The sequence below is a fragment of the Pseudomonas sp. F8002 genome, assembly GCF_013385495.1.
GTDB lineage: Bacteria > Pseudomonadota > Gammaproteobacteria > Pseudomonadales > Pseudomonadaceae > Aquipseudomonas.
The window spans coordinates 123218-143146 of sequence record NZ_JACAPW010000024.1 but is presented as its reverse complement, the minus strand read 5'-3'; the positions used below and the strand labels follow the sequence as shown (position 1 = coordinate 143146).

The 19929-nt window shown below is 61.5% G+C and carries 22 protein-coding genes; 12 read left to right on the top strand and 10 right to left on the bottom strand.

Annotation, left to right across the window (positions count from 1 at the left end):
• Genes HX811_RS18570 through HX811_RS18555 form a run of 4 tightly spaced genes read right to left on the bottom strand, consistent with a single transcriptional unit; the run spans window position 1 to window position 2984 of the window.
• Window positions 1–717 carry a DUF484 family protein gene (locus HX811_RS18570; protein ID WP_003208796.1) on the bottom strand — a complete coding sequence of 239 codons (717 nt, stop codon included), beginning with the start codon at window positions 715–717 and terminating at the stop codon, window positions 1–3.
• Window positions 718–730: 13 nt separating this feature from the next.
• Entirely contained in the window at window positions 731–1561 is an 831-nt protein-coding gene (gene dapF / locus HX811_RS18565) for a diaminopimelate epimerase (RefSeq protein WP_008439347.1), read from the bottom strand.
• Between the two features lie 4 nt (window positions 1562–1565).
• Window positions 1566–2813, bottom strand: coding sequence for a diaminopimelate decarboxylase (gene lysA / locus HX811_RS18560; protein WP_008439346.1), 1248 nt, complete (start codon window positions 2811–2813; stop codon window positions 1566–1568).
• Window positions 2814–2822: 9 nt separating this feature from the next.
• The gene (locus HX811_RS18555; RefSeq protein ID WP_177046833.1) at window positions 2823–2984 is read right to left on the bottom strand and encodes a lipoprotein; all 162 of its coding nucleotides are present in this window, start codon (window positions 2982–2984) and stop codon (window positions 2823–2825) included.
• A gap of 239 nt (window positions 2985–3223) precedes the next feature.
• On the opposite strand from HX811_RS18555, the gene cyaY reads away from it, so the two are divergent.
• From cyaY to rnk, 3 genes are all read left to right on the top strand, one after another.
• Window positions 3224–3556 carry an iron donor protein CyaY gene (gene cyaY / locus HX811_RS18550; RefSeq protein WP_177046831.1) on the top strand — a complete coding sequence of 111 codons (333 nt, stop codon included), beginning with the start codon at window positions 3224–3226 and terminating at the stop codon, window positions 3554–3556.
• Window positions 3557–3558: 2 nt separating this feature from the next.
• The gene (locus HX811_RS18545; RefSeq protein WP_003208805.1) at window positions 3559–3777 is read left to right on the top strand and encodes a DUF1289 domain-containing protein; all 219 of its coding nucleotides are present in this window, start codon (window positions 3559–3561) and stop codon (window positions 3775–3777) included.
• A gap of 131 nt (window positions 3778–3908) precedes the next feature.
• Window positions 3909–4319 (top strand): nucleoside diphosphate kinase regulator, encoded by a 411-nt coding sequence (gene rnk, locus HX811_RS18540; protein WP_177046829.1) that lies wholly within the window; start codon window positions 3909–3911, stop codon window positions 4317–4319.
• On the opposite strand, the gene HX811_RS18535 is transcribed toward rnk, so the two are convergent.
• From HX811_RS18535 to HX811_RS18525, 3 genes are all read right to left on the bottom strand, one after another.
• Window positions 4316–7153: a class I adenylate cyclase gene (locus HX811_RS18535; RefSeq protein WP_177046827.1), complete on the bottom strand. Its 2838-nt coding sequence runs from the start codon at window positions 7151–7153 to the stop codon at window positions 4316–4318. The two genes, rnk and HX811_RS18535, sit on opposite strands and share 4 nt — an antisense overlap.
• Before the next feature lie 168 nt (window positions 7154–7321).
• Window positions 7322–7570 carry a TIGR02647 family protein gene (locus tag HX811_RS18530; RefSeq protein ID WP_003208812.1) on the bottom strand — a complete coding sequence of 83 codons (249 nt, stop codon included), beginning with the start codon at window positions 7568–7570 and terminating at the stop codon, window positions 7322–7324.
• A 148-nt stretch (window positions 7571–7718) separates the two neighbouring features.
• Window positions 7719–8003, bottom strand: a complete 285-nt coding sequence (locus tag HX811_RS18525; protein WP_177046825.1) for a hypothetical protein — start codon at window positions 8001–8003, stop codon at window positions 7719–7721.
• A gap of 125 nt (window positions 8004–8128) precedes the next feature.
• On the opposite strand from HX811_RS18525, the gene HX811_RS18520 reads away from it, so the two are divergent.
• Window positions 8129–8788, top strand: a complete 660-nt coding sequence (locus HX811_RS18520) for a glutathione S-transferase family protein (RefSeq protein WP_177046823.1) — start codon at window positions 8129–8131, stop codon at window positions 8786–8788.
• A 144-nt stretch (window positions 8789–8932) separates the two neighbouring features.
• Here HX811_RS18520 and argH read toward each other — a convergent pair whose 3' ends face one another.
• Complete coding sequence (gene argH, locus HX811_RS18515; RefSeq protein ID WP_003208818.1) at window positions 8933–10327, bottom strand: argininosuccinate lyase; 1395 nt, start codon at window positions 10325–10327, stop codon at window positions 8933–8935.
• 563 nt (window positions 10328–10890) lie between these two features.
• Here argH and HX811_RS18510 point away from each other — a divergent pair.
• The 7 genes from HX811_RS18510 (at window position 10891) to rsd (ending at window position 17288) form a co-directional block, all read left to right on the top strand.
• Entirely contained in the window at window positions 10891–11637 is a 747-nt protein-coding gene (locus HX811_RS18510) for a LytTR family DNA-binding domain-containing protein (protein WP_003208820.1), read from the top strand.
• Window positions 11638–11775: 138 nt separating this feature from the next.
• Window positions 11776–12717 (top strand): hydroxymethylbilane synthase, encoded by a 942-nt coding sequence (gene hemC, locus HX811_RS18505; RefSeq protein ID WP_008439333.1) that lies wholly within the window; start codon window positions 11776–11778, stop codon window positions 12715–12717.
• The gene (locus HX811_RS32025; protein WP_371132450.1) at window positions 12714–13481 is read left to right on the top strand and encodes a uroporphyrinogen-III synthase; all 768 of its coding nucleotides are present in this window, start codon (window positions 12714–12716) and stop codon (window positions 13479–13481) included. The genes hemC and HX811_RS32025 overlap by 4 nt, the downstream gene beginning before the upstream one ends.
• Before the next feature lie 18 nt (window positions 13482–13499).
• Window positions 13500–14618 carry a uroporphyrinogen-III C-methyltransferase gene (locus HX811_RS32020; protein ID WP_003208826.1) on the top strand — a complete coding sequence of 373 codons (1119 nt, stop codon included), beginning with the start codon at window positions 13500–13502 and terminating at the stop codon, window positions 14616–14618.
• A gap of 5 nt (window positions 14619–14623) precedes the next feature.
• Window positions 14624–15865 carry a heme biosynthesis protein HemY gene (locus tag HX811_RS18495; protein ID WP_177046821.1) on the top strand — a complete coding sequence of 414 codons (1242 nt, stop codon included), beginning with the start codon at window positions 14624–14626 and terminating at the stop codon, window positions 15863–15865.
• 236 nt (window positions 15866–16101) lie between these two features.
• Window positions 16102–16623 (top strand): disulfide bond formation protein B, encoded by a 522-nt coding sequence (locus HX811_RS18490; RefSeq protein WP_003208831.1) that lies wholly within the window; start codon window positions 16102–16104, stop codon window positions 16621–16623.
• 206 nt (window positions 16624–16829) lie between these two features.
• Window positions 16830–17288, top strand: coding sequence for a sigma D regulator (rsd, locus tag HX811_RS18485; protein ID WP_102604072.1), 459 nt, complete (start codon window positions 16830–16832; stop codon window positions 17286–17288).
• 53 nt (window positions 17289–17341) lie between these two features.
• On the opposite strand, the gene HX811_RS18480 is transcribed toward rsd, so the two are convergent.
• Window positions 17342–18007, bottom strand: a complete 666-nt coding sequence (locus tag HX811_RS18480) for an FKBP-type peptidyl-prolyl cis-trans isomerase (protein ID WP_177046819.1) — start codon at window positions 18005–18007, stop codon at window positions 17342–17344.
• Between the two features lie 192 nt (window positions 18008–18199).
• Between HX811_RS18480 and HX811_RS18475 the strand changes: the two genes are divergently transcribed.
• Window positions 18200–19429: an AlgP family protein gene (locus HX811_RS18475; protein ID WP_177046817.1), complete on the top strand. Its 1230-nt coding sequence runs from the start codon at window positions 18200–18202 to the stop codon at window positions 19427–19429.
• On the opposite strand, the gene HX811_RS18470 is transcribed toward HX811_RS18475, so the two are convergent.
• Complete coding sequence (locus tag HX811_RS18470) at window positions 19426–19887, bottom strand: TIGR02444 family protein (RefSeq protein WP_087694898.1); 462 nt, start codon at window positions 19885–19887, stop codon at window positions 19426–19428. The two genes, HX811_RS18475 and HX811_RS18470, sit on opposite strands and share 4 nt — an antisense overlap.
• Window positions 19888–19929: the final 42 nt, after the last annotated feature.

The window sequence follows — 19929 nt, the reverse complement described above, 5'->3', positions numbered from 1 at the left end:
CTAGCGCACCGCGCGCAATGCGCTGGTGAAGCGTGGCAGGACGCGGCCCAGCACTTCGGCGATGTAGCTCAGGAACAGCGTGCCCACCGAGCTTTTGTAATGCTGTGGATCACGGCTGGCGATGGCCAGCACGCCATGCAAACCTTGATGACTGAGGGCAACCACGGCGGTGGAGCCGATCTGCTGGCGCTGCTCGGCGCCAAACAGGAAGTCCAGCTCATGCTCGCGCAAGGTGCCGCTGATGGTCTTGCCTTCGGACAGCAGGCCGCCAATCGCGGTCTGGGCATCGCTGCCGCTGACCCAGCGACCCACCGGCATCGGGTTGTCGCTGAACAGGATCAGGCTGACAAAGGGCACCTGGAAGTCCTGGCGCAGGCTGTCTTCGACGGCGATCACCGCTTCTTCCAGGCTGGCGGCGTCCATCAGGGTCAGGACCAGGCGGCGAGTCTTGTCGAACAGGCGGTCGTTGTCGCGGGCCACATCCATCAGCTGCGAGAGCCGATGGCGCATTTCGATATTGCGCTCGCGCAGGATCTTCATCTGCCGCTCCACCAGCGACACGGTATCGCCGCGCTGGTGGGGAATACGCAGGGCCGGCAGCAGTTCTTCGTGTTCGACGAAGAAGTCCGGGTTAGCCTCCAGATACGCCGCAACGGCTGCGGCCTCCAGACTTTCGCTTGGGGATGCTTGCGCGGGTACTTGAGGCTTATCAGTCATTAGATTTGCTCACTCATAGACGGACCTGTCCTTCGTAGACGCGGGTGGCCGGGCCGGTCATTTTCACCGGTTGGCCGGGGCCTGCCCATTCGATGGACAGGCGTCCACCGGGCAGGTCGATCAGCAGCGGCGAATCCATCCACCCCTGGCTGATCGCGGCTACGGCAGCGGCGCAGGCGCCGGTACCGCAAGCCTGGGTTTCGCCGGCCCCGCGTTCCCAGACGCGCAACTGCGCACGGGAACGGTCGATGACCTGCAGGAAGCCCACATTGACCCGCGCGGGAAAGCGCGGGTGGTTTTCGATCTTCGGCCCCAGTTCATGCACCGGCGCGTTGTTGATGTCATCCACCCGCAGCACGGCATGGGGGTTGCCCATGGACACGGCGGCCAGGTTGACGGTCTTGCCGTCCACGTCCACCGGGTAGCTCAGGGCTTGCTCGGTGGCCTGGAACGGAATGTCCGCCGGCACCAGCCGTGGCGCGCCCATGTTGACGCCGATCTGGCCGTCGCTGCGAATATCCAGCTCGATGATGCCGCTTTTGGTCTCGACGCGAATCTGCCGCTTGGCGGTCAGGCGCTTGTCCAGGACAAAACGGGCGAAACAGCGGGCACCATTGCCGCACTGTTCCACTTCGGAGCCATCGGAGTTGAAGATCCGGTAACGGAAATCCACTTCCGGGTTACTCGGCGCTTCCACCAGCAACAATTGGTCGAAGCCGACACCGGTGTGCCGGTCGCCCCACAGCTTGGCGTGCTTGGGCAGGATGTGCGCGTGCTGGCTGACCAGGTCGAGGACCATGAAGTCATTGCCCAGCCCGTGCATCTTGGTAAAACGCAGCAACATGACCTTACTCCGGCAGCAGGCTTTCGCCAGCAAACAACTCGGCTACCGTCTCGCGGCGACGCACTTCAAACGCTTGATCACCGTCCACCAGCACCTCGGCGGTACGCCCGCGGGTGTTGTAGTTGGAGCTCATGACAAACCCATAGGCACCGGCCGAATGCACGGCCAGCAGGTCGCCTTCTTCCAGGGCCAGCTGACGTTCCTTGGCCAGGAAGTCGCCGGTCTCGCAGATCGGGCCGACGATATCGTAGCTGCGGCCTTCGCCTGCGCGTGGCTTGACGGCCGTCACATTCATCCAGGCCTGGTACAGCGCCGGACGGATCAGGTCGTTCATCGCCGCGTCGACGATGGCGAAATCCTTGTGCTCGGTGTGCTTGAGGTACTCGACCTGGGTCAGCAGCAGGCCGGCGTTGGCGACGATGTAGCGGCCCGGCTCGAACATCAGCGTCAGGTCGCGGCCTTCGAGGCGCTCGCGCACGGCCTTGATGTAGTCGGACACCAGCGGCGGCTCTTCATCGCGATAACGCACACCCACGCCGCCACCGAGGTCGATGTGGTGCAGGTAGATGCCGCACTCGCCGAGGCGGTCGACCAGCGCCAGCAGGCGGTCGAGGGCGTCGAGGAACGGTGGCAGGCTGGTCAGTTGCGAGCCGATATGGCAGTCGACACCCAAGACTTCCAGGTTCGGCAACTGCGCGGCGCGGATGTACACGTCCTCGGCGTCGGCAATGGCGATGCCGAACTTGTTCTCTTTGAGACCGGTGGAAATGTACGGGTGAGTGCCGGCGTCGACGTCCGGGTTGACCCGCAGGGAGATCGGCGCGCGAACGCCCATCTCGGCGGCCACCACTTGCAGGCGCTCCAGCTCGTCGGTGGATTCGACGTTGAAGCAGTGCACGCCAACTTCCAGGGCGCGGCGCATGTCTTCGCGGCTCTTGCCGACACCGGAGAACACAATTTTGTCAGCCTTGCCGCCGGCGGCCAGTACACGCTCAAGCTCGCCCCGGGACACGATGTCGAAACCGGCGCCCAGGCGCGCCAGGACATTGAGTACACCCAGGTTGGAGTTGGCTTTTACGGCGAAGCACACCAGGCTCGGCGTGCCTTCCAGCGCATCGGCAAAGGAGCGGTATTGCGCTTCGATGTGGGCACGGGAGTACACGTAGGTCGGGGTACCAAAGCGCTCGGCGATGGCGGACAGCGCGACACCTTCCGCGAACAGCTCGCCGTCCCGGTAGTTAAAAGCGTCCATGATGTTCCCTTAGAAGGTGTCGTGCTTGTGCGCTTTGGTTTGCGACGATTGCGCCTGTTCATTCGGGTCTTTGCTGTCATCGGGCAGATACAGCGGGCCTTTTTGACCACAGGCACTAACGAGGCAAGCGACCGCGACGAGCGCAGCAAGGGAAGAGATCAGGCGCTTCATGGCGAAATCCTTGAATATGCATTAATTGCGCCCGAGTATACCGACCACCCGCCGGATTGCCTATGCGCCGAAATACCCGTCCGGCGGGGCTTTGCCGAGTTTGTTGCGATTGTGCTTACACCAATCGAGGATAATTCACACGGCTGTGGGTAATGAAATCGGTATCCTTTGCAATCATGATGGCGCGTCCGTATCGTGCGGCGCTTGAGCGAGACCAGACACTTTTCGAGGTTCCCACAATGAGTTTGACCGAAGCCCGTTTTCACGACCTGGTGGATGCGACCCAGCAAGCGCTGGAGGATATTTTCGACGACAGCGGCCTGGATGTGGACCTGGAGAACTCGGCCGGTGTGCTGACCGTCAAGTTCGAGAGCGGCCAGCAACTGATCTTCAGTCGCCAGGAACCGCTGCGTCAGCTGTGGCTGGCTGCGCGCTCCGGTGGCGTTCACTTCGACTACGACGAAGAAAGCGGCAAATGGCAGTGCGACAAGAGCGAAGAATTGCTGGGCGAGATGCTCACGCGCCTGGCCCATGAATATACCGGCGTCGAGCTGGACTTCGACGAGATCTGATCGTGACGCAGCCCGTTCCCGTACGCCCGCCCAAGCCGCTGTTCAGCAATGTCAGCCCGGCGGTGCCGTCACCTTGTATCAGTTTATGTCGGCTGGATGAGCACAAAGTCTGCCTCGGCTGCTTCCGCCATGTGGAAGACATCCGCGAATGGCGCTCCGCCGATGATGCGCGACGCCGCGTGATCGTCGCCCAGGCCGAGCAGCGCAGGACCTGCGCCTGAGGCCGTCTTGTTTATTTATTGTGCTGTGGTAGTGTCCGGATACACCTCAACTCATCGAGGTCCGTGAGAACCCCGCCTTTTCCTGGCGGGGTTTTGCTTTTTTGTGCAGAAAAAAGGAGTCTGCCTGAATCATGACCGCACCTTCCATCATCCTCACCCGTCTTGACGTGCAGCGTCTTGAGCAACTGATCGACCGTGTCGGCGAAGAGTCGCCGGGCGTTGAAGCCCTGCAACACGAACTCGACCGCGCCGAAGAAGTGGTTGGCCACGATGAAGTGCCTGCATCTGTCGTGACCATGAACTCCAGCGTGCATTGCCGTGAACAAGGCAGTGGCAAGGACTATCACCTGACCCTGGTCTACCCCAAGGATGCGAACGCCGACGAAGGCAAAATCTCGATCCTGGCGCCGGTGGGCAGTGCTTTGTTGGGCCTGCAAGTCGGCCAGCACATCGACTGGCCAGCACCGGGTGGCAAGACCCTCAAGCTTGAATTGCTCGGCGTCGAAGGCCAGCCGAAAGACGGTGGCGCCTTTCCTCTCTAAACCTGGTTCAGCGCTTCATTGAGCGCCAGTTCCAGATCAGCCTTGTAGCGCAGGTACAGATTGCTCGGGCTTTGAACATCACCGAGCAGGCCGGAAAGGTCCAGATCGGTGATATAGCAGCGGTAACGCTCGGCTTCCCGGCGTTGCCCGACGATTTGCCGGGCGACCACCGCAAACAGTTGGTCGCCAAATTCCAGCTCGGAAAACTCTCGTTGATTGCAGTACAAGGTGATTCCCACCTGGCCCGGTGCTGCCTTGCCGATGATCGCCTGCACGTCGTAGAACGGCTTATTGGCCGGGGTTTGCGGCGCTGGGCGCGGTTCTGCCCGACGTGCGCGGCCGCTGCCTGACGGCAGCAACTGGTAATACAGGATTTGCACCGCGCCGAAGGGCTGTTGCGGATCCAGCGGCAGCAGCGCATCGCGGCGATAAATGATCGACTGCAGGAAGCGCTGCAACGGCACCAACAGGCTTTGCTCGTCGTGGAACGGCAGGTGTTGCTGCCAGAGCGCGTTGAACTCATCCAGCACGTACAGCTCGGCAACTCCGTCGTTGATCCGGTAGAACACCTGCACACAGTCGGGCAGGCCCATGGGCAGCAGCAGCGCCAGGTCGTGGTCTTCCAGGGCCATGGTGTCCAGGTGCAGCGGGCTGTAGCTGGCCAGTTCCTCACTGAGGTAGGCGATCAGCGCGTCCTGGGTCGCCAGTGACACATGGTTGGCCTGGCCGGGTGTCAGCTCCATCACGTGGTAGTGCTGTTGCACCTGCACCAGGTAGCGATGGTTTTCCTGGCCCAGCAGCAGGTTTTGCGCAGTGTCGAAGATTTCTTCCACGCGCTGGGCAATGAACTGCGCGCGGTTGTGGCAGAAACAGCGCACCCGCAAGCGCGGCAAGTGATTGGGCGGTAGCTGATTGAGGTAGTCGCGCAGGCAATCGAGCAGCGCGTGGGGGCCGTCATAGCGGCTGACCATCACCTCGTTCCAACTGTTGAGCGTGACCTGGTCCAGGGTCAGCACCAGGTTTTCCCGTACGCCCGCGTAACTCAGGGAGTCGGTGCGCTCGGTGGTCATCAGGATGTTCAAGTCCCGGTGATGCTTGAGCGGGTCGACGCCGACGTTGATCAGCAGCAGCACTTCCTCGGGCACTGCCGAGCGCAGCAGGCGGTCTTCATCGACGCTGGCCAGGGGCAGGACGACGGTTTGTTGCAGGCTGCCCAGCAGGTTGAACAGCTCGAATTCGGTCATGTCACTGCTGCCGGGATGCAGCGCCAGGCGGGTACTGCTGTCGATCACGCCGTTGCGGTGGCACCAGGTGAGCATTTCCAGCAAATCGCGGCTGCGCTTGATCGGCGCGAAGTGCTCCCATTCCAGGGCGGTCAGGCTGCCGTTGTACAAGCCCCAATGATGCTGGCCGGGCTCTTTGCGGTTGGGCGACTGCACCAGGGTCAGGGTGTCTTCGGCAAGGTCGGGCGCAATGCCGGGGTTGATGAACTCGACCTTGCCGGCCTTGCGCTCGAAGGCGGCGTACAGGCGCCGGCCCAGCACATTGAGATCGCGCTTGTTGATCAGGCTGACGGTCTGTTCGGTGTGGGCAAACTGGGTCAGGAAGCGATAGCTGTAGTTCAGCTCGTTGACCAGCGCCCGGCGTTCGGAGGCCACCTGGCGGACTTTCCATTGGCTGCGGCTGTCCAGCAGGGCCAGTTGGCGCTGGTCCCAACCCCATTCGCTGGCCAGGCGCTCGAGCAGCAAACGCTGCCACCCGGTGCGCTGGCCCGCGCTGAGCTTGCGGTTGACCTTCAGGTACAGGCTGCGCCGCACCAGTTCCAGGCGTTCCGGCTCATTACGGGCCTTGAGGTACTCCTCGATCCGGCGGTAGACGACGATGTACGGGTCCAGCTCGTCCAGGTCCAGCTGATTGGCAAACACAGCGCGCTTGAAGCGCAGGCTCAGGCACTGCACCTTCGGGTGCTCGCTGGCGTAGACCTCGGTCAGCAGGAGTTTCAGTACTGATTTGTAGGGCGATTCGATGCCCTTGAACAACTGCCACAAGCCGGCACCGATAAATTCACCCGGCGGGATGTGCGCCAGGTGGCCCAGGTCGAGGGTTTCATCGGCGCGAATAAAGCGTTTGGAAATCAGCGCGTGGGTGAAGTCGGCATAGCGGGTTTCTTCGTACACCGGCACCAGCCACCAGATCGGCGTGCGCCCGGCCAGCCAGATGGCGGTGCGGTAGAACTCGTCCAGCAGCAGGTAATGCTGGCTGGTGCCGCAGTCTTCTGAACTCAGTTGGCTGTCGCGCTCGCCCTGGATAAACCGCGTCGGCTCGATCAGGAAGAAGTGCGCCTCGGCGCCCATGCTCAGGGCCCAGGTTTCGAGCAGTTGGCATTTCTTGCGCAACTCGGCCAGCTCGTTCTCGCTGAGATCGGCCGCATGGCAGACCCACACGTCCATATCACTTTGATCGGCCTGGGCCAGGGTGCCCAGGCTGCCCATCAGGAACAGGCCATGAATCGGCCGCGGTGGGTTGCCGTGGCGGGGCTTGTAGGAAAACGTGCGGGTCAGGCGCTGGGCCTCGGCCAAGGCTTGCGCGTCGGGTTCAAAATTCGACAGGCCGGCCGGCGTGCTGCCCGACACATAGCCCGGCAACAGCGGGTGATTTACGTGGAAAAACAGCGGCAGCAGGGTCAATACGCTTTGCTGGCGTGGTGTCAGTCCTTCGACGGCCCGGGCCATGCGGCCTTCGTTCAGGGCCAGAAACCGCGCGCGTAACTGGGCCAGCACCTTGCGGTCGATGCCTTCGTCCAGGTCGGGGCGGATTTCGTGGGTGCGGGTCATGTCGAACTCGGTGGCTCGCAGGGCCCGACGTGGGCGGCCGTGTGGGAGTTTACAGCCAGTAGCGTAGGAGGTTTAGAGGGAATTTGTTTTTGACGCCGGAATTTTATCCCGGGCGCGGGAATGCCCGCGGAATCCGTGAAGAGAGGATCCCGTGGGCGATACGAGGTGTCAGGCGGCTTCTTTGGCGGTCGTCAGAATAGTCAGCAGGCTTTGTGCGTGTTCGGCAGCGTCCCGGCCGAGGCTGGTGAGGTAACCACCGTCTGGCTGGTCGATCAGGTCTTTATCAAACAGGCGCCGGGCGGCGGCAATGGCAGTGGGAGCGGCAGTCTGATGAACTTTCAGACCTTCCTGGGAGCTGCCCAGGTTGAAGAGTGCAAGGATTTCCAGTTCGGCAACCAACTCAGGGGTATACGACATAAGGACTCCAGACTTTCTAGGAATTTTTAGACGTTAGCAGCCATAAGGTGAACGCACTTGGGCGAGCTGTCCAGTCGGAACTCATGCGGTGTTGATGTGGGGCAGGATTGTGGCCAGCAAGAGTTTGCTGGCCAGCGCGGTGCGAGGCTTATTGCTTCTCGGGCGGCAGCTCTGGCAGCGCACGCAACGCAGTTTCATACCATTCGGTATTGAAAGCGCGATCTTCTTCGAGCAGCGCGTCAATTTCGATGGCGAGGACGTGGGCCATCATTTGCAGGATGTCTTCGCGCTCGTAGCCCACCAGGGTCAGCTTGTTGAACGTGGCCTTGGCGGCGGGCGGGATGTCGCTTTCGATCTGGTTTTCGATCGCTTCAATCAAGGTGGTCTCGGCGAACTCTTCTTCGTCGTTGTCGATATCGGTTGGCTCGCTCATGGCAGGCTCCTGGAGGAAAGGGCGCCAGTCTACCCCCATTCACTCGGCTGATGCTGCTGGCCAGGCGCGGCCTCCCGATCTATAACCACTGCTGCCAACCCCGTACACGGCCTGGAGGCTTTGTGATGCTCAAGCTTTATGGATTTTCGGTCAGCAACTACTACAACATGGTCAAACTGGCGCTGCTGGAGAAAGGGCTGCCCTTCGAAGAGGTGCCGTTCTACGCAGGCCAGACCCCGGAAGCGCTGGCCGTGAGCCCGCGGGGCAAGGTGCCGGTGCTGGGTGTCGAGCAAGGGTTTATCAACGAAACCAGCGTGATCCTCGAATACCTCGAACAGACCCAGGGCGGGCGATCGCTGCTGCCGAGCGAGCCGTTTCAGCGCGCCCAGGTGCTGGCGTTGTGCAGGGAAATCGAGCTGTACATCGAGTTGCCGGCCCGGGCGTGTTTTGCCGAGGCGTTTTTCGGAATGCCGGTGCCGGTGGCGATCAAGGAAAAGTCCAGGGCGGAGTTATTGCTGGGGATCGCATCGCTGGGGCGGCACGGGAAGTTTGCGCCGTATGTGGCGGGGGACAGTTTCACGATTGCGGATTTGTATTTTGTGTACAGCGTGGACCTGGCCTGTGCCGTGGCCGGGAAGCTGTTCGGGCTGGATCTGTTGGCTGAGTTGCCGAAGGCCAAGGCGTTGCTGGAGCGCTTGCAGGCGCTGCCGAATGCCCAGCGGGTGGCGGCGGACAAGGAAGCGGCGATGCCGGCGTTTATGGCGATGATTGCTGCGAAGAAATAAAAACTGCTTTTGTGGCGAGGGAGCTTGCTCCCGATGGGCAGCGGAGCGGCCCCAAAATGGGACTGCTGCGCAGTCCAACGGGAGCAAGCTCCCTCGCCACAGGTTCAGTGTTTGCCCCTGTTTGCAGGGGTACTTACCTTTGGGTTAGCGGCTGGCGAGCAATGCCTGGCCGCGAACCACGGCAGCCTTCACCTGCGCCGGCGCAGTCCCGCCGATATGGTTACGGGCATTCACCGAGCCTTCCAGGGTCAGCACCGCAAACACGTCCTGCTCGATCTGGTCGCTGAACTGGCGCAGTTCTTCCAGGCTCATTTCCGCCAGGTCCTTGCCGGTGTCCACGCCGTACTTCACGGCATGCCCGACGATCTCGTGGCAGTCGCGGAACGGCAGGCCACGGCGTACCAGGTAATCCGCCAGGTCTGTGGCGGTGGAGAAACCGCGCAGGGCCGCTTCACGCATGATGGCGTGCTTGGGCTTGATCGCCGGGATCATGTCGGCAAAGGCACGCAACGAGTCGCGCAGGGTATCGGCGGCGTCGAACAGCGGTTCCTTGTCTTCCTGGTTGTCCTTGTTGTAGGCCAGCGGCTGGCCTTTCATCAGGGTCAACAGGCCCATCAGCGCACCGAATACACGGCCGCTCTTGCCGCGTACCAGCTCCGGCACGTCGGGGTTTTTCTTTTGCGGCATGATCGAGCTGCCGGTGCAGAAGCGGTCCGGCAGGTCAATGAACTGGAATTGCGCGCTGGTCCACAGCACCAGCTCTTCGGAGAAGCGCGACAAGTGCATCATCGCAATGCTGGCCGCGGCGCAGAATTCGATGGCGAAGTCACGGTCCGACACGCCGTCCAGGGAGTTGCCGCCCACGGCGTCGAAACCCAGCAGCTGCGCGGTGTATTCGCGGTCGATCGGGTAGGTGGTGCCAGCCAGTGCAGCGCTGCCCAGAGGCATGCGGTTGGCGCGCTTGCGGCAGTCCACCAGGCGCTCGTAGTCGCGGCTGAGCATTTCGAACCAGGCCAGCAGATGGTGGCCGAAGGTCACAGGCTGTGCGGTCTGCAGGTGGGTGAAGCCGGGCATGATGGTGCCGGACTCACGCTCTGCCTGCTCCAGCAGGCCTTTTTGCAGGCGGGTGATTTCTGCCAGGATCAGGTCGATCTCGTCCCGCAGCCACAGGCGTATATCGGTAGCCACCTGGTCGTTACGGCTGCGACCGGTGTGCAGTTTCTTGCCGGTCACACCGATGCGGTCGGTGAGGCGGGCCTCGATGTTCATGTGCACGTCTTCCAGGTCGACGCGCCAGTCGAAGGTGCCGGCTTCGATCTCGCCACGGATGGTGGTCAGGCCGTCGATGATGCTGTCGCGCTCGGCGTCGGTCAGCACGCCGACCTTGGCCAGCATCGTGGCGTGGGCGATCGAGCCCATGATGTCGTGGCGGTAGAGGCGCTGGTCGAAAGTGACGGAGGCGGTGAAGCGCGCGACGAAGGCGTCGACGGGTTCACTGAAGCGGCCGCCCCAGGACTGGTTGGTCTTGTCGGTGCTCATGGATTCGCTCGTGATCTGCTGGAAAGAGGGCATGAAAGTGTGGCGCCGATAATAACAGGGTTGCCCCCGGAGGCGACGATGCCGGGGCGGGGCATTTTTATTTGTTTCCAAGATGGCTAAGTGCCTTGCCCCCGGACTCGCGCAGGACGAGACTGGAGCCAGGACCGATCGGGGGGGGAAACTTGCGGTCCTTGGTCAAACAAAGCGTGTTTATTGAAACGATATTTGACGATTGAGCAATATCGTCTTCGCCAGCGTCTACAGTTGCACTGATAGAGCTTCGCGCTGACGGAAGGTGCACTGCACCAATGCCGGGCGATGAGGTCGAACTCCAGGCTATCCATTAGAGAGGGGGTGTTCGTATTGTGTATCAGCAAACCCTACGACGATGCCCGAAGGCAGCAGGCTTTGGGCGCGATTGAACAGGTCCGGGTAAATATTGGTGCCACTCTCGGGGCACTTTTTGCCGCTCGCGCTAGTCTTAGCGTGGATCGCCGTGACGGAAGTCACCGCACCTGTCTACGCTATCCTTGTGCGAGACTCACGCAGGAATCCAGCGCAATATGAATGTCCTGATCGTTGATGACGAACCCCAAGCCCGCGAGCGACTGAGCCGTTTGGTCAGTGAACTCGAGGGTTACAATGTCCTTGAGCCGAGCGCCACCAGTGGTGAGGAAGCCTTGGCCCTTATTGACAGCCTCAAGCCGGACGTCGTGTTGCTCGACATCCGCATGCCGGGCCTTGATGGCTTGCAGGTGGCTGCCCGCCTGAGCGAGCGAGAGTCGCCGCCTTCGGTGGTGCTGTGCGCCTCCCAGGATGAGTTCTCTTCCGAGGCCCTGGATGCCAGCGGCGCCAGTTTCCTGGTCAAGCCGATCAATGCCGATGCGTTGCTTCGCGCCTTGAAAAAGGCCGAGCGTCCCAATCGTGTCCAACTGGCAGCCTTGACCCAGCCCGCAGCCCAGGGCGGCAATGGGCCACGCAGCCATATCAGCGCCCGTACCCGCAAGGGCATCGAGTTGATTCCCCTGGACCAGGTGGTCTACTTCATCGCCGATCACAAGTACGTGACCTTGCGTCACGAGGCCGGTGAAGTGCTGCTCGATGAGCCACTCAAGGCGCTGGAAGATGAATTTGGCGACCGCTTTGTGCGCATCCACCGCAATGCGCTGGTGGCCCGCGAGCGAATCGAGCGTCTGCAGCGCACGCCGCTTGGGCACTTTCAGCTGTTCCTGAAGGGCCTCAATGGCGACGCCTTGATCGTCAGCCGGCGCCATGTCGCCGGTGTGCGCAAGATGATGCAGCAGCTTTAGCCCGAGGGCTGACGCGAGCTTCACTGCCCATATCCCGGTGCGACGCGGCCAGGGAGGCCCCGCACTTGCTGATTCAAATCAAAGCGCATTTGCCTGAGCTGTTATTATCTGCCGTATCTATTCAGTACGGATTGATCCATGTCCTCTCGCGAAATCCGCATCGCCACCCGTAAAAGCGCCCTGGCCTTATGGCAGGCCGAATACGTCAAAGCACGCCTTGAGCAGGCTCATCCTGGCCTGAAGGTGTCCCTGGTGCCCATGGTCAGTCGCGGCGACAAGCTGCTTGATTCGCCATTGTCGAAAATCGGCGGCAAGGGCCTGTTCGTCAAGGAACTGGAAACCGCTCTGCTGGAGAACGAAGCCGACATCGCCGTGCATTCTATGAAAGATGTGCCCATGGACTTCCCCGAAGGCCTGGGCCTTTTTTGCATCTGCGAGCGCGAAGACCCCCGCGATGCCTTCGTTTCCAATACCTACGCCTCCCTGGATGAACTGCCGCTGGGCAGCGTCGTCGGCACCTCCAGCCTGCGTCGCCAGGCGCAGTTGCTGACCCGCCGCCCGGACCTGCAAATCCGCTTCCTGCGGGGCAACGTCAATACTCGCCTGGCCAAGCTCGACGCCGGTGAATATGACGCGATCATTCTCGCGGCAGCCGGCTTGATCCGCTTGGGCTTTGAAGACCGCATCACCTCGGCCATCAGCGTCGAAGACAGCTTGCCGGCCGGCGGGCAGGGCGCTGTGGGCATTGAATGCCGCACCGCCGACAGCGAAATTCATGCGCTGCTCAAGCCGCTGGATCACCAGGACACCGAAATTCGCGTCACCGCCGAACGTGCCCTGAACAAGCACCTCAACGGTGGCTGCCAGGTACCGATCGCCTGTTACGCCGTGCTTGAGGGCGAGAACCTCTGGCTGCGTGGCCTGGTGGGCGACCCGAGTGGTGGGTTGTTGCTCACCGCAGAGATTCGCGGGCCGCAAAGCGAGGCCACCAGCCTGGGTATCAAGGTCGCCGAGGAACTGCTGGAAAAAGGCGCCGGTGCCATTCTGCAAGCGGTGTACGGCGAGGCCGGGCCGCAGTGATGCAATGGCGTGTGCTGCTGACGCGGCCTGCCGAGGAGTCGGCGGCCCTGGCGGCAACGTTATCCGAAGAAGGTGTTTTTAGCAGCAGCCTGCCGTTGCTGGAGATTGAAGCGCTGCCTGTCACGCCTGAACAACAGACTGTTTTTCGCGAGCTGGACCGCTATTGCGCGGTGATCGTGGTGAGCAAGCCGGCCGCGCGCCTGGGCTTGCAGTTGTTGGCTCAACACTGGCCGCAACCGCCGGCGTTACCGTGGTTCAGTGTCGGCGCTGCTACGGCGCAGGTGTTGGCCGAGCATGGCCTTGATGTCAGTTATCCCCACGACGGCGACGACAGTGAAGCCTTGCTTGAACTGGTCGCCTTGCGCGAGGCTATCTCGAAGCCCTGCGCCCGGGTGCTGATCCTGCGGGGCGAGGGCGGGCGAGAGCTGCTGGCTGAGCGTTTACGCGAGCAAGGTGCTAGTGTCGACTATCTGGAGTTGTATCGCCGTTTCCTGCCGGACTACGACCGTGCAACGCTGACCCAGCGCATAAACGTGGAACGCTTGAACGGCGTGGTGGTCAGCAGTGGGCAGGGTTTTTTACACCTGCAAGCGCTGGCCGGTACAGATTGGCCCCAGGTGGCACAGCTGCCGTTGTTCGTGCCCAGCCCGCGAGTCGCCGAGATGGCGCGTGCCGCTGGCGCGAAAGAAGTTGTGGATTGTCGTGGCGCCAGTGCCGCGGCTTTGTTAGTGGCGTTACGGAGTGTTTCCGTTCCCACTCTCTAATACGCAAAGGATGGATACGTGAGCGAAACAGCCTTGCCTAAAGATGAAGCTCAGCCCGCGCTTGATGCGCCTGTTGAGACACCGGTCACCACCGCCCCGCGCCGTGGCAACGGCCTGGCCATCGTGGCCTTGTTGCTCGGCGCCGCCGGCGTTGCCGCCGGTGGCTGGGGGATCTGGCAGGTCCGCGCACTGCAGGCGAGCAGCCAGCAACAGCTGGGCCAAGTGCAAACCCTGGACGACCAATCCCAGAGCCTCAAGCAGAGCCAGCAGCAGCTGTCGGCCCGTCTGGGGCAACTGCCCGGCGCCGATGAGCTGGAAGAGCGTCGCCGGCTGGTGGCGCAATTGCAGGGTGATCAACAACGCCTGAGCCAGCGCCTGGAAACCGTGCTGGGGGCCAGCCGCCAGGACTGGCGCCTGGCCGAGGCCGAGCACTTGATCCGCCTGGCCAGCCTGCGTCTTTCCGCCTTGCAGGACATCAACAGTGCCCAGGCATTGGTCCAGGGTGCTGACGAAATCCTCCGCGAACAAAGTGACCCTGGCTCCTACGCCGCCCGTGAGCAGTTGGCCAAGAGCCTCGCCGCGTTGCGCAATATCGAACAGCCGGACCGTACCGGGCTGTACCTGCAACTGGCGGCATTGCGCGATCAGGTCGTGCAGTTGGCGGCCATCGCGCCGGAATACCAACTCCCTGAAGCGGCCAATGATGGGCGTCCGACCACCGACACGGACAGCCGTTGGAGTCAGTGGTGGGCGCAGATCTCGCGGTATTTCCGCATCGACTTCAATCCTGATGACAACATTCGCCCGCTCCTGGCAGGGCAAGGCCTGAACCAGGTGCGCCTGGCCCTGAGCCTTGCGCTGGAGCAGGCGCAATGGGCGGCGCTCAACGGCGAGCCGGCGGTGTACAGCCGATCCCTGGGCGAGGCCCGCAGCGTGTTGCAGGACAACTTCAATCAAGACAACCCGCAAAGCAAAGCCATGCTGGCCCGTATTGCCGAGCTTGAGCCCAAGGCCGTCTCGGTGGTCACGCCGGACCTGGCCGCGAGCCTGGCTGCCGTGCAGGCTTACCTTGACCGTCGCCACCTGTCTGCCGAGGAAGCCAAGGCTTCCGCTGGCAAGCCGGCGACCCAGGAGTAAAGCCGATGAAGCGCTTCTATGTGATCCTGGTGCTGGCGATTGCGATCGCCCTGGCACTGGCCGTGGGCATTTCGAAACATACCGGCTACGTGCTGATTACCTATCCCCATGTGCTGCATTACGAGTCCGGGCTGTGGTCGACGCTGGTGGCGTTGTTTGCCATCGGCCTGGTGATCTATTTGGCCAGGGTACTGCTGGGCCTGGTGCTGACCTCGGGTGGCGTGGTCAATCCGTGGTCGCGGCGCAACCGCAGCCGTCGGGTCCAGGTTGCCATCGAGCAGGGCCAGATGGACCTCGCCGAAGGGCGCTGGGCCAGTGCCGAGCGTCACTTGCACCGTGCGGCCGAGGCCGAACGCCAGCCATTGCTCTACTACCTCGGCGCCGCCCGTGCGGCCAACGAACAGGGCCGTTATGAGGAAGCGGATGGCCTGCTGGAACGCGCGCTTGAGCGCCAGCCCCAGGCCGAACTGGCGGTAGCCTTGAGTCATGCGCAGTTGCAGATGGACCGCGGTGACACCGATGGCGCCCTGATCACCCTGCAGGCCATGCATGAGCGTCATCCGCATAACGTCCAGGTATTGCGCCAACTGCAGCGGCTGTATCAACAGCGTGGCGATTGGTCTTCGGTAATCCGGATGTTGCCGGAGTTGCGCAAGGACAAGGTGTTGCCGCCTGCCGAGTTGGCCGACCTGGAGCGACGCGCCTGGGGCGAGAACCTGACCCTGGCTGCCCAGCGCGAAGAGCAGGGCGAGGCCGGGCAGCAATCCCTGGAGCTGGCCTGGCAACAACTGACTTCGGCCCAGCGCCAGGAGCCGCAACTGGTGCTGGCGTACGCCGAACAACTGCGCCAGTTGGGCGCGGACGCCAAGGCCGAAGAAGTGCTGCGCGGTGCCCTCAAGCGCGAGTACGACAGTCATCTGATCCGGCTCTACGGGCTGCTGCGTGGCAGCGATCCGGCGAAGCAGTTGAAGTTCGCCGAAGGCTGGCTCAAGGACCATCCAGGCGATGCCAGCCTGCTGCTGACCCTGGGGCGCCTGTGCCTGCAAAACAGCTTGTGGGGCAAGGCGCGGGACTACCTTGAAAGCAGCCTGCAGGTGCAGCGCAACCCTGAGGCCTGCGCCGAGCTGGCACGCCTGCTGGCGCAGTTGGGCGACACCGAGCGCAGCAACCAGTTGTTCCAGGAAGGCCTGGGCTTGCTGGACAAGCGTTTGCTGGCGTCACCGCTGCCGGTGCCGGCACGGGTTTGAAGTAGGAAACAGAGTAAGGGTTGCCTCAGAATTGTCTGGTGGCCAACCCTTCAATAACGGCAATAGCTGTAGTCAATACGGCTTGTAGTAAACTCCTACGTAGACGCGCGTTTAATCGCTCGCCTTCTGACGGGATATCCCTACGCTCTCGCGGAATCGTCTGCTCTGGCGCGTATTGAAAGGGGTAAGGTCTTTCCTCTACCGTAACTACCTATCTCTTGCGTTGCGGATAAACAATGTCTTTGGCCCCCTCACGCTCCCTGTTCCTCCTGGCGTTCCTGGCTGGTGCGCTGACGCTGGGCGCGTCCTTTTACCTGGAATACGCCGCGCTTTTGCGGCCTTGTTTCCTGTGCCAGGTGCAACGAATTCTTGTGGCTGCCTTCACGCTGATCAATCTCGTGGCGGCGATTCATGGGCCGAAGCGGTCCGGGATCTACCTGTATTGGGCGGCGAGCATGGGGTGTGCAGTGCTGGGCGCCATTACCGCCGTACGGCAGGTGCTGCTGCAAAACACGCCGCCGGAACAGCTCCCTGCCTGTTGGCCCGGCCTTCAATCCATGATCGAGAACCTGTCGCTGAGAGAGACGTTGGCCTTGATCTTCAAGGGCACCGTCGACTGCGTGGAAATCAACTGGACGCTGTTCGACTTGAGTATTCCCGAGTGGAGCCTGCTGTTTTTCGTGGCGATGCTGATCCTTGGCATCGCGCAGTTCTCGCGGTTGCTGCTGAGCCAGCGTTTTGGCCTTGCACGGCACTGAAAGGTAACCGCAGGTTGTAGGAAGGGATTAAACACTTGTATGAACTTTCTCTCCTGCGTACCTTGATGACATAGTCGTGCGGGCATAATCTGGCCCGCACGCGTTATTGAAACAGACTGTTCGATGCACCTTTGCCCGGTTGCCGCTTTAACTTTGAAGTGTTGCGCGGGCAGCGTGCGGCGCCCCTATAGGGAAGAGAGATCATCATGCTGGAAAGTTGTCAGAATGCTCAGGAACGCTGGGGTGGGGTGCACAAACTGATCGATGGTTGGTTGAAAGCGCGTCACGAACTGGTTCGGGCCTTTGATGCTCTCGGTGCCAAGCCCGAAGCACTCAGCGAGAACCGCAAGCCATTGCAGGAATTCTGCGGCGTATTGGTGGACTACGTATCGGCGGGGCACTTCGGTGTCTACGAGCAGTTGACCAAAGAGGCCGAGGCTTTCGACGATCAACGTGGCCTCGATTTGGCGGAGACGATTTACCCGCGCATCGATGTCATCACCGAGAAGCTGCTGGCGTTCAACGACCTGTGTGATGCCGGCCAGTGCGTTGCAGAAAAATTCAAAGAGCTGGGTGGTTTGCTTCACGAGCGTTTCGAGCTGGAAGATTGCCTGATCGAAGTACTGCACAACGCTCACAAGGAAGAGTTGACGGCTAAGGCCTGACTCCCCCCGACACAAGAAAACGGTGCGCATTGCGCACCGTTTTTCGTTTGGGCTCAGGCGCCCGCGTTGAGCAACTCGATCTCGAATACCAGCGGCGTATAAGGCGGGATCAGCTCGCCTGCGCCATCAGCGCCATAGGCTTGGTCGGATGGAATCACCAGGCGCCATTTCGCGCCCACCGGCATCTGTTGCAACGCACTGCGCCAGCCATTGATCACACTGTCCAGGCGAAACCACTGAGGTTGTGTGCTCTTGTCGAAGACGGTCCCGTCGGGTAACCGCCCAACATAATTCACTTGCACGCGATCATCGGCCGCCGGTTTCTTCCCGCTGCCAGGGGTCAGTTCGGTCAGCAGGATGCCGTCTGCCAATTCACGCACACCACTTTTGGATTTTTCACTGGCTAAAAATTGTTGCTCGGCAGCGAGTGCCTTTTCACTTTGTGGTGCTCGATTGTCCGGCGCGTTTTGTGCTTCGTGCTGGGCAAGGATCTGTTCGATGCGTGTGTCGTCCAGGGCCAGTGGCTTACCTTGATAGGCCTGTTTGAGTCCGTCGATCAGCGCCTCTACCTGCAACCCAGGCATCTCCTGGCGCAGGCGCTCACCCAGGCTCGCGCCCAGGCTGTAGGCCAGGTCGTGGTCATCTTTGGAGGGGGATTTCTCGCTTGCGTTGGCCACGCAAAGCACCACGCTCAACACTAAAAAAAGGTAACGCGACATGGGCGTTCTCCAGCCGAAAGTGCGATGGATTATGCCAGTGTGAATGCTTAAAAAGTGGCGTGGATTTTCGTTATATCAATAAGAATTTTCGTGCGGTGCAACGCAAGCCAATCGATACTGTCAACATGCCCTAGCGGCGGTAAGAGCAGAGGGCTAGTATGAGCCGCACCCACGTCAGCCAGGAGGTAAACCATGTCGGCCAAACAGAAGCCTGTAAATACCCCGTTGCATTTGCTCCAACAACTTTCGGGCAGCCTGCTCGAACATTTGGAAAGCGCCTGTTCACAAGCCTTGGCTGATGCTGAGAAGTTGCTCGCCAAGCTTGAAAAACAACGCGGCAAAGCTCAGGAAAAACTGCACAAATCCCGCACCAAACTGCAAGGCGCAGCGACCGCTGGCAAAGCCAAGGCACAAGCCAAGGCCAAGGACGCCGTCAAAGAACTTGAGGACTTGCTCGACGCCCTCAAGGATCGTCAATCCGAAACCCGCACCTACATTTCCCAACTCAAGCGTGATGCTTCCGAGAGCCTGAAATTGGCCCAGGGTGTTGGTCGTGTGAAGGAAGCTGTAGGCAAAGTGCTGAGCACCCGTGCTCCGGCTAAGGCCGTTGCAGCCAGCGCGGCGAAAAAACCAGCCAGCAAGGCAGTCGCTGCCAAGGCACCTGCAAAAGCTGCGGCCAAGCCTGCGGCAAAAGCACCGGCTAAATCGGCTGCCAAACCAGCGGCTAAAACTGCTGCTGCAAAACCAGCTGCCAAGCCAGCTGCTAAAACCGCTGCTGCAAAACCAGCTGCCAAACCAGCCGCTAAAACCGCTGCTGCAAAACCAGCTGCCAAGCCAGCCGCTAAAACCGCTGCTGCAAAACCAGCCGCCAAGCCAGCTGCTAAAACCGCTGCTGCAAAACCAGCTGCCAAGCCAGCTGCTAAAACCGCTGCTGCGAAACCAGCCGCGAAGCCAACTGCTAAAACCGCTGCTGCGAAACCAGCTGCGAAGCCAGCCGCTAAACCCGCTGCTGCAAAACCTGCCGCGAAGCCATCTGCTAAAACTGCTGCTGCAAAACCAGCTGCGAAGCCAGCCGCTAAACCTGCTGCTGCAAAACCAGCTGCCAAGCCAGCCGCTAAAACTGCTGCTGCAAAACCAGCTGCGAAGCCAGCCGCTAAACCTGCTGCTGCAAAACCAGCCGCGAAGCCGGCCGCTAAACCTGCTGCTGCGAAACCAGCTGCCAAGCCGGCCGCCAAACCTGCTGCTGCCAAACCAGCCGCTAAACCTGCCGCCCCCAAGCCAGCACCAGCCAAACCAGCTACTCCAGCTGCGAAGCCTGCGACCCCGGCTGCACCTGCTGCCAGCACCACAGCGCCAACCGCTCCGGCCAGCAGCACGCCTGCACCGGCAGCGCCAAGCGTCACCCCAACCAGCGCTTCCTAAGTGCCGGTAACCGCGGCGCGCAGCTGATGCAGCGCGTCGTGGTCAAGGTTGGCGGCTTCGGCCGCCAGTCCTTCAACCCATGCTTGATGATTCACCTCGGCCATCGGCCAACGCTGCGCCACACCTTCCAGGCGTGATAGCAGCAGCCGTTCTGCATCCAATTCCAAAGCCTTGACCCGCTCCCGTAACGCTCCCAGCTCAGCATCCTGCTGCGCCATGGCCCGCCATTGCGTGCGTACTTGCCGCAGCGGCTCAACCACCTCCGCCTGCCACGGCCCGGCGATTTGCCGCAGTGCCTGCAAGCGCGACGTTTCCGGCGCCACACCCCGCTGCTCCAGCCACAACCCGCACAACACCAGGCACACATCAGCCCCTTGCGCCTGCAAGCGCAGGCACGCGTCCTCGACGCCCGAGCGGGCGTAGGTCGAGAGGGCAAAGCTCCACAGGTCAGCGCACATATTCACACCCAAGCCAGCGGCCAACGAAGCTGGTAGACTCCG

Excerpts from the sequence above, each read along its gene's own strand:
- HX811_RS18570 (WP_003208796.1), bottom strand. The coding sequence starts at position 717 with ATGACTGATAAGCCTCAAGTACCCGCGCAAGCATCCCCAAGCGAAAGT.
- dapF (WP_008439347.1), bottom strand. The coding sequence starts at position 1,561 with ATGTTGCTGCGTTTTACCAAGATGCACGGGCTGGGCAATGACTTCATG.
- lysA (WP_008439346.1), bottom strand. The coding sequence starts at position 2,813 with ATGGACGCTTTTAACTACCGGGACGGCGAGCTGTTCGCGGAAGGTGTC.
- HX811_RS18555 (WP_177046833.1), bottom strand. The coding sequence starts at position 2,984 with ATGAAGCGCCTGATCTCTTCCCTTGCTGCGCTCGTCGCGGTCGCTTGC.
- cyaY (WP_177046831.1), top strand. The coding sequence starts at position 3,224 with ATGAGTTTGACCGAAGCCCGTTTTCACGACCTGGTGGATGCGACCCAG.
- rnk (WP_177046829.1), top strand. The coding sequence starts at position 3,909 with ATGACCGCACCTTCCATCATCCTCACCCGTCTTGACGTGCAGCGTCTT.
- HX811_RS18535 (WP_177046827.1), bottom strand. The coding sequence starts at position 7,153 with ATGACCCGCACCCACGAAATCCGCCCCGACCTGGACGAAGGCATCGAC.
- HX811_RS18530 (WP_003208812.1), bottom strand. The coding sequence starts at position 7,570 with ATGTCGTATACCCCTGAGTTGGTTGCCGAACTGGAAATCCTTGCACTC.
- HX811_RS18525 (WP_177046825.1), bottom strand. The coding sequence starts at position 8,003 with ATGAGCGAGCCAACCGATATCGACAACGACGAAGAAGAGTTCGCCGAG.
- HX811_RS18520 (WP_177046823.1), top strand. The coding sequence starts at position 8,129 with ATGCTCAAGCTTTATGGATTTTCGGTCAGCAACTACTACAACATGGTC.
- argH (WP_003208818.1), bottom strand. The coding sequence starts at position 10,327 with ATGAGCACCGACAAGACCAACCAGTCCTGGGGCGGCCGCTTCAGTGAA.
- HX811_RS18510 (WP_003208820.1), top strand. The coding sequence starts at position 10,891 with ATGAATGTCCTGATCGTTGATGACGAACCCCAAGCCCGCGAGCGACTG.
- hemC (WP_008439333.1), top strand. The coding sequence starts at position 11,776 with ATGTCCTCTCGCGAAATCCGCATCGCCACCCGTAAAAGCGCCCTGGCC.
- HX811_RS18495 (WP_177046821.1), top strand. The coding sequence starts at position 14,624 with ATGAAGCGCTTCTATGTGATCCTGGTGCTGGCGATTGCGATCGCCCTG.
- HX811_RS18490 (WP_003208831.1), top strand. The coding sequence starts at position 16,102 with ATGTCTTTGGCCCCCTCACGCTCCCTGTTCCTCCTGGCGTTCCTGGCT.
- rsd (WP_102604072.1), top strand. The coding sequence starts at position 16,830 with ATGCTGGAAAGTTGTCAGAATGCTCAGGAACGCTGGGGTGGGGTGCAC.
- HX811_RS18480 (WP_177046819.1), bottom strand. The coding sequence starts at position 18,007 with ATGTCGCGTTACCTTTTTTTAGTGTTGAGCGTGGTGCTTTGCGTGGCC.
- HX811_RS18475 (WP_177046817.1), top strand. The coding sequence starts at position 18,200 with ATGTCGGCCAAACAGAAGCCTGTAAATACCCCGTTGCATTTGCTCCAA.
- HX811_RS18470 (WP_087694898.1), bottom strand. The coding sequence starts at position 19,887 with ATGTGCGCTGACCTGTGGAGCTTTGCCCTCTCGACCTACGCCCGCTCG.